The following is a 13101-nucleotide window of genomic DNA, read 5'->3' as shown; positions in this document are numbered from 1 at the left end:
GCCGGCTTGCCCTAATTCCTCCTTCACCCCGGACTTGTTCCGGCATGACGAATGCCCGCAGTCAATCGCGCCCGTGGCTCGCCCCGTCCCGCCTATACGGCTTCTTAACATATCCTACACGTGTCGCATGCCACACCGCCACCCAAGCAAGAGACCGAACAGGCCAACCCCATGACCGTAAAGTCGGCGGCGACATTTTCGCTCCGCAACATCAGTCGGGAATTCATGACCGGCGCCGTCACGGGCGCCGCGCTCCTTCTGTTCGTCGGCACCGCCGGCACCGCTGTCGTCAAGGCGCTAGCACATTGGCACGGCAGCGATGCGGTGATCAATCACGGCTTGGTCGCTGCGCTGTTGTTGAATGCGGCGCTGATCCTGTTCGGCTGGTTCCGATACCGGGCCCTATCGGAAGAGCTGAACACCCTGTCCGACGCCGGCCGCCACGCCCACGCGCTGGCGCAGCGCGATCCGCTCACCGGCTTCCTCAATCGCCGCAGCTTGTCTGAAGACGGCGCGGCACTGTTCGCCAGTACCCGCCGCCGCGGCAAGGCTATGGCCATGCTGACGATCGACATCGATCACTTCAAGAGCGTCAACGATCTGCACGGCTATGCGGTAGGCGACCTGTTGCTCGCTCATGTCGCGGAAACGATCGCAGCGATCGCGCCCGGTACCAGCCTGCTCGCTCGGCTGGGCGCAGATGAGTTCGCCTGCGCATTCGTCTTCGACTCCGCGCACGAGAACGTCGCCGACCGGATCGCCGAGCGCATGGTCGCTGGCCTCGCCTTGCCGTTCCGCACCAACGGCGTCGATATCCATACCAGCGTCTCGATCGGCATCGCCCGGTCCGATCGCGACTGCGCGTCGGTCGACGCCTTGCTGCGCAACGCCGACATCGCGCTCCACGCGGCCAAGACTGCCGGGCGCAGTCGCCATGCGTGGTTCGACACCTCGATGGAGCGATCGCTGCAACTCCGTGGCGAGCTCGAAGCAGGTCTCCGCAGCGCGATCCCGGCGCAGGAGGTCGTTCCGTATTTCGAGCAGCAGGTCGACCTGACCACCGGCCTCATCACCGGTTTCGAGGTGCTGGCGCGCTGGGAACATCCGACGCGCGGCATGATCGCGCCCGACGTGTTCATCCCGATCGCAGAGGAAACCGGGCTGATTGGCGACCTGTCGCTATCGATCATGCGCCAGGCGTTTGCCGCCGCGCAGGATTGGGACGCCGGGCTCACCTTGTCGGTCAACGTTTCGCCGCTGCAGTTGCGCGATGCGTGGCTAGCACAGAAGATCATCAAGACGTTGGTCGAGACGGGCTTCCCCGCCAGCCGGCTCGAGATCGAGATCACCGAGAGCGCGCTGTTCGACAACCTGCCACTCGCGCAATCGATCGTCGGCAGCCTGAAAAACCAGGGCATCCGCCTCGCACTCGACGACTTCGGCACCGGCTATTCGAGCTTGGCGCATCTGAGGGCGTTGCCGTTCGACCGGATCAAGATCGACAGAAGTTTCGTCTCGTCGATCCTCGATAATCCGGAGAGCATGGCGATCGTGAACACGATCGTGCGGCTGGGGGACAGTCTCAACCTGCCGACGACCGCGGAAGGGATCGAGGACGCGGCGATCGAGGAGCGGTTGCGCGGCATGGGATGCGCCAAGGGCCAGGGGTATCTGTACGGGCGACCAATGGGTGCGGCGCAGGTCCGGCGCTTGCTGGCGGAGAAACGCTTGCTGGCCCAGCGCCCCGACCGGAGCGTGCCACCGCCGCGCGGCATTGCGCCACGTTTGGCGGGCTAAGGCCCATTCACAAAACACCACCCCGGCGAAGGCCGGGGCCCAGTTGGGAAGGTTGCAGTTACAACGCACCGTCCTTCCCAATGATCGTTTCCCAATTGGGCCCCGGCCTCCGCCGGGGTGGAATAGGTAAATGGTCGCTCCCCGATCTGTTCTCCTGCGAACGCAGGAGCCCAGGACCAAGCAGCGCTCCGTCCGGTACCCTAGGCTCCTGCGTTCGCAGGAGAACACGATGTCGGCCGCCCCCCCACGAGCAAACCGTGGACTTCCCCCCCCGCCCCTCCTAAATCGCGCCGCATGCCATCTGCCCCGCAGCCAGAGGTCATCAGCCTCGGCTGCCGCCTCAACATCGCCGAAAGCGAGACCATCCGCGCGCTCGTCGCGGGGCGGGACATGGTCGTCGTCAACAGCTGCGCCGTCACCAACGCCGCGGTGAAGGCTACGCGCGTCGCGATCCGCCGGGCCAAACGCGATCGGCCGGACGCGCAGATCGTCGTCACCGGCTGCGCTGCTCAGATCGACCCCGCGAGCTTTGCGGCCATGCCCGAAGTGGATCGCGTTATCGGCAATGCAGACAAGCTGACGTATTCAGCTTGGAAGGCTGATGACGCAGTGGTGGTCTCCGACATCATGCAGGTCCGCGAGACCGCACCCCACCTGGCCGCCAGCTTCTCCGCGCACGCCCGCGCCTTCGTCGAGGTCCAGAACGGCTGCGACCACCGCTGCACCTTCTGCGCGATCCCTTTCGGCCGCGGCCCCAGCCGCTCGGTCCCCGCGGGCGCGGTCGTCGACCGGATCGCCGGCCTCGTCGACGCAGGCCACCGCGAGATCGTCCTCACCGGCGTCGACCTCACCAGCTACGGTCCCGACCTCCCGGGCGCGCCCACGCTTGGTCACCTCGTCGAACGCATCCTGCATCACGTGCCCGCGCTCGAACGCCTGCGTCTCTCCTCGCTGGACGGCATCGAGATCGACGACCGCCTCTTCGCGCTGCTGACGACGGAGCAGCGAATAATGCCGCACGTCCACCTGTCATTGCAGGCCGGCGACGACATGATCCTCAAGCGCATGAAGCGCCGCCATTCACGCGCCGAAAGCGTCGCGCTGGTCGATCGCCTCAAAACCGCCCGCCTCGACATCGCGATCGGCGCGGACCTGATCGCCGGCTTCCCGACCGAGGACGCGGCGATGTTCGCCAACACGCGCGCGCTGATCGACGACTGCCACATCGTCCACCCGCACATCTTCCCCTATTCGCCCCGCGCCGGCACCCCCGCCGCGCGGATGCCGCAGATCGAACCCGAAGTCCGCCGCCAGCGCGCCGCCCTCCTGCGCGAGGCCGGCGAAACATCGCGAGCGAACTGGCTGCAAACGCTGGTGGGAACATCGCAGGACCTGCTCGTCGAACGCCCCGGCGACCGCGGCCATATCGGCAATTTCGCAGAAGTCCTGCTGGACGAGCCCGCCATACCCGGCGACATCGTCCGCATCACGATCACCGGCGCCACGTCCGACCGCCTCAGCGCAACACGAGAACCAACATGAGCACCACCCCCACCTGGCACGACAAGCTGATCGGCGGCTTCAAGCGCACCTCCGACCGCCTCGTCGGCAACCTCGCCGGTCTCGGCGGCGCGCGGCTCGACGATTCGACGCTCGACGACATCGAGGAGGCGCTGATCGCCTCCGATCTCGGCCCAGAGACCGCCGGCCGCATCCGTCGCCGCCTGTCCGAAGGCAGCTTCGAGCGCAACATGGAGGAGCTCGGCATCCGCGTGATCGTCGCGGAGGAAGTCGAGAAGGTGCTCGCCACGGTCGCCAAGCCGATCGAGATCGACGCCTTCCCGCGCCCTCAGGTCATTCTCGTCATCGGCGTGAACGGCTCGGGCAAGACCACCACCATCGCAAAGCTCGCGCATTTGTTGATGGAGCAGGATTACGGCGTGATGCTCGCCGCCGGCGACACCTTCCGCGCCGCCGCGATCGGCCAACTTCGCACCTGGGCCGAGCGGGTCGGCGTACCCATCGTGACCGGCCCCGAGGGCGGCGACGCGGCGGGCGTGGTGTGGGACGCAGTCAAGAAGGCGACCGAGACCGGCATCGACGTGCTGATCGTCGACACCGCCGGCCGACTGCAGAACAAGCGTGAGCTAATGGACGAGCTGGCCAAGATCCGCCGCGTGCTCGGGCGGATCAACCCGGAGAGTCCGCACGACATCGTCCTGGTACTCGACGCGACGACCGGCCAGAACGCGCTCCAGCAGATCGAGGTCTTCAAGGAAGTCGCCGGCGTCACTGGCCTCGTGATGACCAAGCTCGACGGTACCGCGCGCGGCGGCGTTCTCGTGGCGGCGGCAGAGAAATACGGCCTGCCGATCCATGCGATCGGGATCGGCGAGGGGATGACCGACCTCCGCCCCTTCGATGCGAACGAGGTGAGCCGGGTCATCGCGGGCGTGGAAAGCGTTCGGAAGTAACACTCGGAACTGTCCTTCGATACGCCATCTCGACAAGCTCGACGGCTACTCGGGACGAACGGCATGAGCTGATAAACGCCCTCCCGAACCACTCCGTTCGTGCCGAGTAAGGATCGAGCTTGTCGAGAGCCTGTATCGAGGTACATGCCCGCACGCACCCGCCCCCAGGAAGCGAAAACCCAGTGACCCCAACCAAGCCCCCCCTATCCCCCGGCCTCCGCATGGCGGTCGACTACGGCCCGCTCGCAGTCTTCTTCGCGGTGAACTTCCTCACCCCCGGCCTGCCGATCGTCCGCGTCGTCGCCGCGACCACCGCGTTCATCATCGCCACGATCGCCGCGATGATCGTGTCGAAGGTCAAGACCGGCCACATCTCGCCGATGCTGTGGCTGTCGGGTGCGCTGATCGTCGTGTTCGGCGGGCTGACGATCTATTTCCACGACCAGCGCTTCATCCAGATGAAGCCGACGATCATCTACGCGATGTTCGCGGCGATCCTGACGTTCGGGCTCGTCACCGGGCGCCCGCTGCTCCAGTCGCTGCTCGCCACCGCTTACCCCGGTCTGTCCGCGGATGGCTGGCGCAAGCTGACGCGCAACTGGGCGGTGTTCTTCGTGTTCATGGCGGTGCTGAACGAGGCGGTGTGGCGCAACACGACCTGGGACTTCTGGGTCGGCTTCAAGCTCTGGGGTGCGATCCCGCTGACGTTGCTCTTCGCGTTCGCAAACATTCCGATGCTGCTGAAGCACGGATTGCAAACGGGCGACAAAGCCGTGACCGACCTGCCGCCCGAAGGGTGACCTACTCCCCTCCCGTTCACGGGAGGGGTCGGGGGAGGGCCTGACCAAACGAACCGGACGCCGGTACGTACGTCGCGCCCTCACCTAGCCCCTCCCGCAAGCGGGAGGGGAATTCAGGTCAGCCCGCAACCTTCGCGTAGCGCTCGCCGACGACGTCCCAGTTCACGATGTCCCACCAGGCCTTCAGATAGCCCGGACGATCGTTCTTGTACGTCAGGTAGTACGCGTGCTCCCAAACGTCGTTACCGAGCAACGGCGTGCCGGGCTCCTTGGCGTCGTCCATCAGCGGGTTGTCCTGGTTCGGCGTGCTCGTCACCTTCAGCTTGCCGCTCGCATCCGCGATCAGCCACGCCCAGCCCGAGCCGAACTGCCCCGCACCCTTGGTATTGAACTCTTCCTTCAGCTTGTCGAGGCTGCCGAAGTCGCGATCGATCGCCTCGGCGAGCTTGCCCGACGGTGCTTGGCCGTTCTTGGCCGCCATCGTCTTCCAGAAGAAGTCGTGGTTCCAGAAACCACCGCCATTGTTGCGGACCAGCGGCGGCTGCGACGAGATCATGCCGAGGATGTCCTCGATCGACTTGCCCGCCAGCGCAGAGTCCTTCTCGACGCCTTCGTTCAGCTTCGCGGTGTACGCCGCGTGATGCTTGTCGTGATGAAACTTCATCGTTTCCTGGTCGATCACCGGCTCGAGCGCGTCATAGGCGTATGGCAGCGGTGGGAGTTCGAAAGCCATGGGGGTTCTCCTTTATGGGGTCGGACGCTCAACGCCCGCGGGCTCCAAATGCTCCCCGTGAAGTCGTTACGCAAGCGTACCCGGCGTGTTCCGACGCAGGATCAGGCGGCGGTCCTGCCGTATTCCTGCCGTGTCACCGGGTGGCTCGACGAAAGACCGCCATCGACCGCGATGGCCTGGCCGTTGACGTAACTCGCGTCGTCGGAGGCGAGGAACAGTGCGACCTTGGCGAGCTCCTCGGGCTGCGCGCCACGGTGGAGCGGGTTGAGGCGACCGACGCGGTCCATCTTGTTCGCCTCACGTGCGTAATCGAACACGGGCTTCGTCATGCCGGTTTCGGTCAGGCCGGGGCAGATCGCGTTGACGCGGACGTTCGAGCCGGTGAGTTGTTGCGCGGATACCGCGGCGAGGTTGATGACGCCGGCCTTTGACGCAGAGTATGCGGGCGAGCCGGCGCCGGAGCGGATGCCGGCGACGCTGGCGGTGAGGACGATCGCGCCCTTCCCTCGCTCGGCGATGCGCGGCGCGGCATGCTTGATCGCGAGGAAGGGGCCAATCAGGTTGACGCGCAATACCTCGGTGATCAGCGCGACGTCGGTGTCGAACAGGTTCGCCATGCCGCCCGAGATCCCCGCGTTGGCGAACATCACGTCGAGCCCGCCGAAGCTGTCGCAGGCGAGCGCGATCGTGCGGATCACGTCGTCTTCGAGCCCGGCGTCGATGCGGATCGCCTTGGCTGTACCGCCGGCTTGCGTGATCAGGTGCGCGGTTTCGTCCGCGCCCTCGGTCTTGTCGGCGACGACGACCCTGCCCCCTTCGCTCGCGAACAGGAGCGCGGCGGCCCGGCCGATGCCCGAGCCTGCGCCGGTGACGATGATCGACTTGTTCTCGAAACGCATGCGAGTTTCTCCCTTAGATCGTGACGCCGCCGTCGATGACCATCGTCTGGCCGGTCATGAAATTGCTTGCCGACGACGCCAGGAAGACGACTGCCCCGGCGATCTCCTCGGGTTCGCCGATCCGGCGGAGGGGCACGCTGGTGCTTGCTGCCTCGATCCGCTGCGGGTTTTCCCACAAGGCGCGGGCGAAATCGGTCTTGATCAAGCCCGGCGCGATACAGTTCACGCGGACGTTGGACGGACCGAACTCGACGGCGAGGTTGCGCGCGAGCTGCATGTCGGCGGCCTTACTGATGCAGTAGGCGCCGATCACCGGTGAACCGCGCAGCCCGCCGATCGACGAGATGATGATTATGCTGCCGCTGCGCCGCTCCAGCATCTCGGGCGCGACCATCTGGATCAGCCAGTGGTTGGAAACGATGTTGTTGTCGAGAATCTTGCGGAACTGGTCGTCGGCGATGCCGGCTTGGGGGCCGTAATAGGGGTTCGAGGCGGCGTTGCAGACGAGGATGTCGATCCGGCCGAACTTGGCTCGCGTTTGGTCGACGAGGTGCTGGAGGCCGGCCTTGTCGGAGATGTTGGCGGCGATGGCGATCGCGGTGCCGTCGCCGTATGTGGCGTTGAGTTCTGCCGCGACGGTGTCGCAAGCGTCCTGCTTGCGACTGGAGATCACGATCTTCGCGCCGTGTTCCGCCAGTTCGCGTGCGGACGCCAAGCCGATGCCGCGAGACGATCCCGTGACGATGGCGACCATGCCGGTCAGGTCGAATGGCGACATTGTCTTCTGCTCCCCTTCCGCTTGCGGGAGGGGTCGGGGGAGGGCCCGATCTTTCCGCAACGTTTCATGCCGGGGAAGGTCAGCCCCTCCCCTAACCCCTCCCGCAAGCGGGAGGGGAATCAGGCCCCCGCCCTCACCGCGAACCCCCAGGCAGCATCCGCCAACCCGTGGATCTTCGCGACCGTCTTCTCCGCCTGAGCGCTAGAAGCAGTGCCGTCGATGATGCGCTTCTTGATGCCCTGGACGATGCCGGTCAGCCGGAAGAGGTTGTAGGCGAAATACCAGTTCAGATCAGGCACGCCGTCACGGCCAGTGGCGGCGCAATAGCGGTCTACAACCTGCTCGATCGTCGGAATGCCCGTCTCCGGCCCGGTCATCCCGAGTACGCCCGAGCGCCCCTCGGGTTCGGTCACCCAACTCATCAACAGATACGAGAAGTCCGCCAGCGGGTCGCCGAGCGTCGACAACTCCCAGTCGAGCACCGCGATAACCCTCGGCTCGGACGGCGCGAAGACCATGTTGTCGATGCGGTAGTCGCCGTGGACAATCGAGGTGCGCGTCTGCTCGGGCAGCGTACGCGGCAGCCATTCGATCAGGCGTTCGACCGAGTCCATATGCTCGGTCTCGGCAGCGCGATATTGCTTGGTCCAGCGGCCGACCTGGCGTTCGAAGTAATTGCCGGGCTTGCCGTATTCGCCGAGCCCGGCCGCCGCGTAATCGGTGTTGTGGAGCGCGGCGAGCGTGTCGACCATCGCTTCGTAATGCGCAGTGCGCTCGGGCGGGGTCGCGCCGGGCATCGCGCCGTCCCAGATCGTCCGCCCTTCGACCATCTCCATGACGTAGAAGGCCGAACCGATGACCGCCGCGTCCTCGCAGAGACCATAGGGCCGAGGCACCGGGAAGCCGGTGGGATGGAGACCCGCGATGACGCGGTATTCGCGGTCGACGGCGTGTGCGCTCGGCAGGATCGGGCCGAACGGTTTCCGGCGCAGCACGTAGGCGCGATCCGGCGTGTCGAGGCGGTAGGTCGGGTTCGACTGGCCGCCGGCGAACTTCGCGTAGGTCAGCGGGCCGGCATAGCCGGGCACGTTGGCGGTCATCCATGTGCCGAGCGTGTCGAGGTCGAGACGGTCCTTGTCGCCGACTTCGATCGTGCCGACCATGCTGGTCGATGCATCGCTCACGAGAAGGTGATCACGCTGCGTGTCGTGTCGCCGCGGCGGAGTTCGTCGAACGCGTCGTTGATGCGCTCCAGCGGCATCCGGTCGGCGATGATCGTGTCGAGATCGAGCAAACCGCGCATGTAGAAATCGACCAGCCGCGGGATGTCGACCGGGAAGCGGTTCGAGCCCATGAAGCCGCCCTGCAACCGCTTGCCCGACAGCAGGTCCATCGCCGATAGCCCGACCTTCTCGCCGAGCGGCATCATCCCGAGGATCGTCGCGGTGCCGCCACGACGCAGGACCTTGACTGCGGTCGCCGCCGATTGCGCACGCCCGACCGCCTCGATCGCGTGGTGCACGCCGCCCTTGGTGATCGCGACGACCTCGTCCGCCGCGGTGTCGGACAGCGCATCGATGCTGTGCGTCGCGCCGAGTTTTTCCGCCATCGCGCGCTTCTCGGGGACCGGATCGAGCGCGATGATCTTCCCAGCGCCGGCGATCTTGGCCGCGTTGACCGCCGCGAGGCCGATGCCGCCGCAGCCGACCACGCATACCGTCTCGCCCGGCGTCACGTCGGTGGTATTGAACACCGCCCCTGCCCCGGTGGTAATCGCGCAGCCGAGCAGCGCCGCACGGTCCATCGGCATGTCGCGGTCGATCGCGACGCACGCGTGTTCGTGGACCAGCATCATCTCGGCATAGGCGCTGAGGTTGAGCATCTGCGCGATCGGTCGGTCGCCGAGCATGAGGCGGGGGGCCGCACCCTTGGGACGGCGAACGCTGGCGTCGATACACAGCGACATCCGGCCGGTGACGCAGAATTCGCACTGACCGCAGAAGGCCGAGAGACAGGTCACGACATGGTCGCCGACCTTCACGCCGCGCACTTCGTCGCCGATCGCCTCGACCACACCGCAAGCCTCATGCCCCGGAATCGTCGGCATCGCGTGCGGATAGGCGCCGTCGACAAAATGCAGGTCGGACCGGCACACGCCAACCGCGACCGTGCGGATCAGGACTTCGTGCGCGGTCGGCTTCGAGATGGTTACATCCTCGATGCTGAGCAGGGTGTTGGCTTCGAAAAGGACTGCGGCTTTCATGGGTAGGGCGCTCCGAAACGAGACCGTCATCCTGACGAAAGTCAGGACCCAGAGCCAAGAGCGCTGCCCTTGTGGCTCTGGGTCCTGGGTCGAGCCCAGGATGACGAAGAAAGAAGGACGAACGAGGGTTTACCGGCTCACCCCGACATCCCCACTCGACACGCCGCCCTTGCGGAAGTCGCCGTATTTCCCGAACTCGTTGCGCGCGATCGAGCGATTGTGGACCTCGTCCGGACCGTCCGCGAACCGCAGCGTCCGCATCGCCGCCCAGTCGTGCGCCAACCGGAAATCGCCCGACACCCCGCCGCCGCCATGCGCCTGGATCGCGTCGTCGAGTATCCGCAGCGCCATGTTCGGCGCGGCGACCTTGATCATCGAGATCTCGATCTGCGCGGACTTGTTGCCCGCCTTGTCCATCATGTCCGCCGCCTTGAGGCACAGCAGACGAGTCATCTCGATGTCGATGCGCGCGGTCGCAATGCGCTCTTCCCACACCGAGAAGTCCGCGATCCGCTTGCCGAACGCGACCCGGTCGAGCAGTCGCCGCGCCATCGCCTCGATCGCGGTTTCGGCCACGCCGATGGTGCGCATGCAGTGATGGATACGACCCGGCCCAAGCCGCCCCTGCGCGATCTCGAATCCGCGGCCCTCACCGAGCAGCACGTTCTCGACCGGCACGCGGACGTTCTCGAGCACCACCTCGCCGTGCCCGTGCGGCGCGTGATCATAGCCGTAGACCGACAGCATGCGCTTGATCGTCACGCCGGGCGTATCCATCGGCACGAGGATCTGGCTCTGCTGCTGATGCCGCGAACCCTCGAACGACGTCTTACCCATCACGATCGCGATCTTGCAGCGCGGATCGCCGACGCCGCTCGACCACCATTTGGTGCCGTTGATGACGTAGTGATCGCCGTCGCGCACCATCGACGTCTCGATGTTGGTCGCGTCCGACGACGCCACCGCGGGCTCGGTCATCAGGAACGCCGAGCGGATTTCGCCGCGCATTAGCGGGCCGAGATAGGCCTCCTTCTGGTCGCGCGTGCCATAGCGGTGAAACACCTCCATGTTGCCGGTATCGGGCGCCGAACAGTTGAAGCACTCGCTCGCCCAGCCGATCTTGCCCATCTCTTCCGCACATAACGCATATTCGAGATTGGTGAGCTGCGTGCCTTCGAATTCGAACGAATCGTCGACGTGCCTCTGGCCCGAATGCGGCGGCATGAAGAAATTCCAGAGCCCGGCAGCCTTGGCCTTCTCCTTCATCTCCTCGATCACCGGAATCACCTTCCAGCGCTCGCCTTCATGCGCCTGCTGGTCGTAATCGGCCTGTCGCGGGCGAATATTCTGGTCGATGAAATCCCGGACCCGATCCCGGAAATACGTCTCTCGTTCGCTAAAGCTGAAATCCATGCGGGCTCTCCAATCGTCATCGCTTTGAAGGCGAGGTAGACCATACCGCACATTCGGTAAAGCGTGTGGAGGGGCCTGGAAAGCATGTTTTCAAGTCCGCCCTGAAAGCGCCTAAAAAGCACTGTATCTTCAAATCGAAGCTGTTAGGGTGTTTCGATGAAGGTTCCGGCAGAGGCCAGCGACGAGAGCGAACAGGGGACCAAGCGCTTCCGTGCGAAGCGTGACGCGATCCTCGCCGCGGCGGCAGAAGCGATCAACGAACAGAGTGCCAAGGGCATGACGTTCGCGGACGTCGCGCGGCGCGTCGGGCTCAACACGACGAGCGTTACCTATTATTTCAAGCGCAAGGAAGACCTCGCGGCGGCGGCGTTCGAGAACACGCTCGAATCGCTGATCGCGATGCTCGACGTCGCGGCGGAAGAAGCGACGCCGGAGGAACGCGTTCGGCGCTATCTCGCGCTCAACATGGACCGGCTCGGGCGGATCCAGCGCGGCGAGGAGAAGGCGTTTGCCGTCCTTTCCGATCTGCGCGCAACCGAAGAGCCGATGCGCGGCCGCCTGATGGCGGGCTGGCGCGAAGTGTTCCGTCGCACGCGGCTGTTGTGGGGGCCGACTTCGTCGCGCGCGCAGACCGATCTCAACGGCGCACGCGCGCACGTGCTTCTGGAAAACACGTTCTGGCTGCCGATCTGGCTCACGCGCTACGAGCCCGATCAGTACGGCCGGGTCGAGGAACGGCTGATGGACGTGTTCGCGCACGGCATAGCGGGCAAGAACGCCAAATGGTCCCCTACCCTGCTCGACCTAAGCCATGACGAGGCAGAGCCGGGCCGCGAGGCGTTCCTGCTCGCCGCGACGCGCCTGATCAACGAACTCGGCTATCGCGGTGCGTCGGTGCAGAAGATCGCGTCCGAGCTGAACGTGACCAAGGGCAGTTTCTACCACCATCTCGATGCGAAGGACGATCTCGTCATCGCGTGCTACCGCCGCAGCTTCGACACGATCGCCGATGCGCAGAGCCGCGGCGAGGCGGAGGGCGGCAGCTACTGGCACAAGCTGTCGAGTACCGTCGCGACCTTGCTCGACGTGCAGTTCGCCGAACGCGGGCCGTTGCTGCGCACCACCGCGCTGAGCGGCCTGCCGGTCGGCGTGCGCAACGCGATGGTCGATCGCTCGAACGGCATCGCGCGACGCTATGCCGGCATGATGATGGACGGGATCGGCGAAGGCTCGATTCGCGCGGTCGATGCGCTGATCGCGGCGCAAGCGTTGATGGCGCTACAGAACGCGGCGTTCGACATGCGGAAATGGGCCTCGACGATGCCGCGCGAACGGGCGATCGCGATGTACGCCTCGACGCTGATGTACGGCTTGTTCGACGATCGGATCGCGAAGGCCTAAGCGCGCTCCCCAGATCCGTGCGGGATGCAGCAGGAACGGTTTGATCACGCCGCGTTAACCGCCGACCGTCGATCCTAAGCCTCTACGGAGGCGGCATGCACACCATCACGACCGATCTGGCGACGGGAATCATCAAGGTCGACGCGTGCGGGTTCTGGACGATCGCGCGTGTCGAGGATTTCCTGCGTGACCTGGAGCGCTAGGGACTGCGCATGCTGGCGACGGGCAAGCGCCACATGCTGCTCTGCAATTTCTCCAAGTCCGCGATCCAGCCGCAAGAGGTGATCGCGATGCTGCAACGCGTCGCTGTGTCGATGCGGCTGAAATCGCGCAAGGTGGCGCTGTATACCGACGGCAAGCTCGCGCGGCTGCAGGTCAAGCGGATCGCATCGGTGCGCGACGACATGGCGGTGTTCGACGACCGCGAAACGACGCTGGCGTGGATGTTGGAGCAGGGTCGGTCCACCCGACGCAACCGCCGCCCTCCGTCATCCTGACGGACGTCAGGACCCAGAGTTACAAACGCCGTCCCTTGTGACCCTG

Annotated in this window: 12 protein-coding genes; 6 read left to right on the top strand and 6 right to left on the bottom strand. The window is 65.4% G+C overall.

All coding sequences use genetic code 11. The features are described from left to right. The first annotated feature begins 171 nt into the window (after window positions 1–171). From AC59GX_RS04940 to AC59GX_RS04925, 4 genes are all read left to right on the top strand, one after another. Window positions 172–1797 carry a putative bifunctional diguanylate cyclase/phosphodiesterase gene (locus AC59GX_RS04940; protein ID WP_497301133.1) on the top strand — a complete coding sequence of 542 codons (1626 nt, stop codon included), beginning with the start codon at window positions 172–174 and terminating at the stop codon, window positions 1795–1797. A gap of 294 nt (window positions 1798–2091) precedes the next feature. Beyond that, window positions 2092–3339 (top strand): tRNA (N(6)-L-threonylcarbamoyladenosine(37)-C(2))-methylthiotransferase MtaB, encoded by a 1248-nt coding sequence (gene mtaB, locus AC59GX_RS04935; RefSeq protein WP_426280857.1) that lies wholly within the window; start codon window positions 2092–2094, stop codon window positions 3337–3339. After that, complete coding sequence (ftsY, locus tag AC59GX_RS04930; RefSeq protein WP_426280859.1) at window positions 3336–4271, top strand: signal recognition particle-docking protein FtsY; 936 nt, start codon at window positions 3336–3338, stop codon at window positions 4269–4271. Before mtaB ends, ftsY begins: the two co-directional genes overlap by 4 nt. Before the next feature lie 182 nt (window positions 4272–4453). Next, entirely contained in the window at window positions 4454–5071 is a 618-nt protein-coding gene (locus AC59GX_RS04925) for a septation protein A (protein WP_426280860.1), read from the top strand. Window positions 5072–5189: 118 nt separating this feature from the next. Here AC59GX_RS04925 and AC59GX_RS04920 read toward each other — a convergent pair whose 3' ends face one another. The 6 genes from AC59GX_RS04920 to AC59GX_RS04895 form a co-directional block, all read right to left on the bottom strand. Next, on the bottom strand, window positions 5190–5804 hold the full coding sequence (locus AC59GX_RS04920) for a superoxide dismutase (protein WP_107952266.1): 615 nt from the start codon (window positions 5802–5804) through the stop codon (window positions 5190–5192). A gap of 101 nt (window positions 5805–5905) precedes the next feature. Further along, window positions 5906–6703 carry an SDR family NAD(P)-dependent oxidoreductase gene (locus AC59GX_RS04915; RefSeq protein WP_426280862.1) on the bottom strand — a complete coding sequence of 266 codons (798 nt, stop codon included), beginning with the start codon at window positions 6701–6703 and terminating at the stop codon, window positions 5906–5908. A gap of 13 nt (window positions 6704–6716) precedes the next feature. After that, the gene (locus AC59GX_RS04910) at window positions 6717–7481 is read right to left on the bottom strand and encodes an SDR family oxidoreductase (protein ID WP_497301130.1); all 765 of its coding nucleotides are present in this window, start codon (window positions 7479–7481) and stop codon (window positions 6717–6719) included. 119 nt (window positions 7482–7600) lie between these two features. Then, window positions 7601–8644: a phosphotransferase family protein gene (locus AC59GX_RS04905; protein WP_426281107.1), complete on the bottom strand. Its 1044-nt coding sequence runs from the start codon at window positions 8642–8644 to the stop codon at window positions 7601–7603. Between the two features lie 17 nt (window positions 8645–8661). Further along, entirely contained in the window at window positions 8662–9744 is a 1083-nt protein-coding gene (locus AC59GX_RS04900; protein WP_426280865.1) for a Zn-dependent alcohol dehydrogenase, read from the bottom strand. A gap of 129 nt (window positions 9745–9873) precedes the next feature. Then, entirely contained in the window at window positions 9874–11157 is a 1284-nt protein-coding gene (locus tag AC59GX_RS04895; protein WP_426280867.1) for an acyl-CoA dehydrogenase family protein, read from the bottom strand. A 156-nt stretch (window positions 11158–11313) separates the two neighbouring features. Here AC59GX_RS04895 and AC59GX_RS04890 point away from each other — a divergent pair, with 156 nt between their 5' ends. Continuing rightward, window positions 11314–12558: a TetR/AcrR family transcriptional regulator gene (locus AC59GX_RS04890; RefSeq protein WP_426280869.1), complete on the top strand. Its 1245-nt coding sequence runs from the start codon at window positions 11314–11316 to the stop codon at window positions 12556–12558. A gap of 212 nt (window positions 12559–12770) precedes the next feature. Then, window positions 12771–13055, top strand: a complete 285-nt coding sequence (locus tag AC59GX_RS04885; protein WP_426280871.1) for a hypothetical protein — start codon at window positions 12771–12773, stop codon at window positions 13053–13055. Window positions 13056–13101: the final 46 nt, after the last annotated feature.

The sequence above is a fragment of the Sphingomonas sp. 320_CC genome (genome assembly GCF_059691795.1).
This window is presented reverse-complemented; position numbering and strand designations above follow the sequence as displayed.

Excerpts from the sequence above, each read along its gene's own strand:
- AC59GX_RS04940 (WP_497301133.1), top strand. The coding sequence starts at position 172 with ATGACCGTAAAGTCGGCGGCGACATTTTCGCTCCGCAACATCAGTCGG.
- mtaB (WP_426280857.1), top strand. The coding sequence starts at position 2,092 with ATGCCATCTGCCCCGCAGCCAGAGGTCATCAGCCTCGGCTGCCGCCTC.
- ftsY (WP_426280859.1), top strand. The coding sequence starts at position 3,336 with ATGAGCACCACCCCCACCTGGCACGACAAGCTGATCGGCGGCTTCAAG.
- AC59GX_RS04920 (WP_107952266.1), bottom strand. The coding sequence starts at position 5,804 with ATGGCTTTCGAACTCCCACCGCTGCCATACGCCTATGACGCGCTCGAG.
- AC59GX_RS04915 (WP_426280862.1), bottom strand. The coding sequence starts at position 6,703 with ATGCGTTTCGAGAACAAGTCGATCATCGTCACCGGCGCAGGCTCGGGC.
- AC59GX_RS04910 (WP_497301130.1), bottom strand. The coding sequence starts at position 7,481 with ATGTCGCCATTCGACCTGACCGGCATGGTCGCCATCGTCACGGGATCG.
- AC59GX_RS04905 (WP_426281107.1), bottom strand. The coding sequence starts at position 8,644 with ATGGTCGGCACGATCGAAGTCGGCGACAAGGACCGTCTCGACCTCGAC.
- AC59GX_RS04900 (WP_426280865.1), bottom strand. The coding sequence starts at position 9,744 with ATGAAAGCCGCAGTCCTTTTCGAAGCCAACACCCTGCTCAGCATCGAG.
- AC59GX_RS04895 (WP_426280867.1), bottom strand. The coding sequence starts at position 11,157 with ATGGATTTCAGCTTTAGCGAACGAGAGACGTATTTCCGGGATCGGGTC.
- AC59GX_RS04890 (WP_426280869.1), top strand. The coding sequence starts at position 11,314 with ATGAAGGTTCCGGCAGAGGCCAGCGACGAGAGCGAACAGGGGACCAAG.
- AC59GX_RS04885 (WP_426280871.1), top strand. The coding sequence starts at position 12,771 with ATGCTGGCGACGGGCAAGCGCCACATGCTGCTCTGCAATTTCTCCAAG.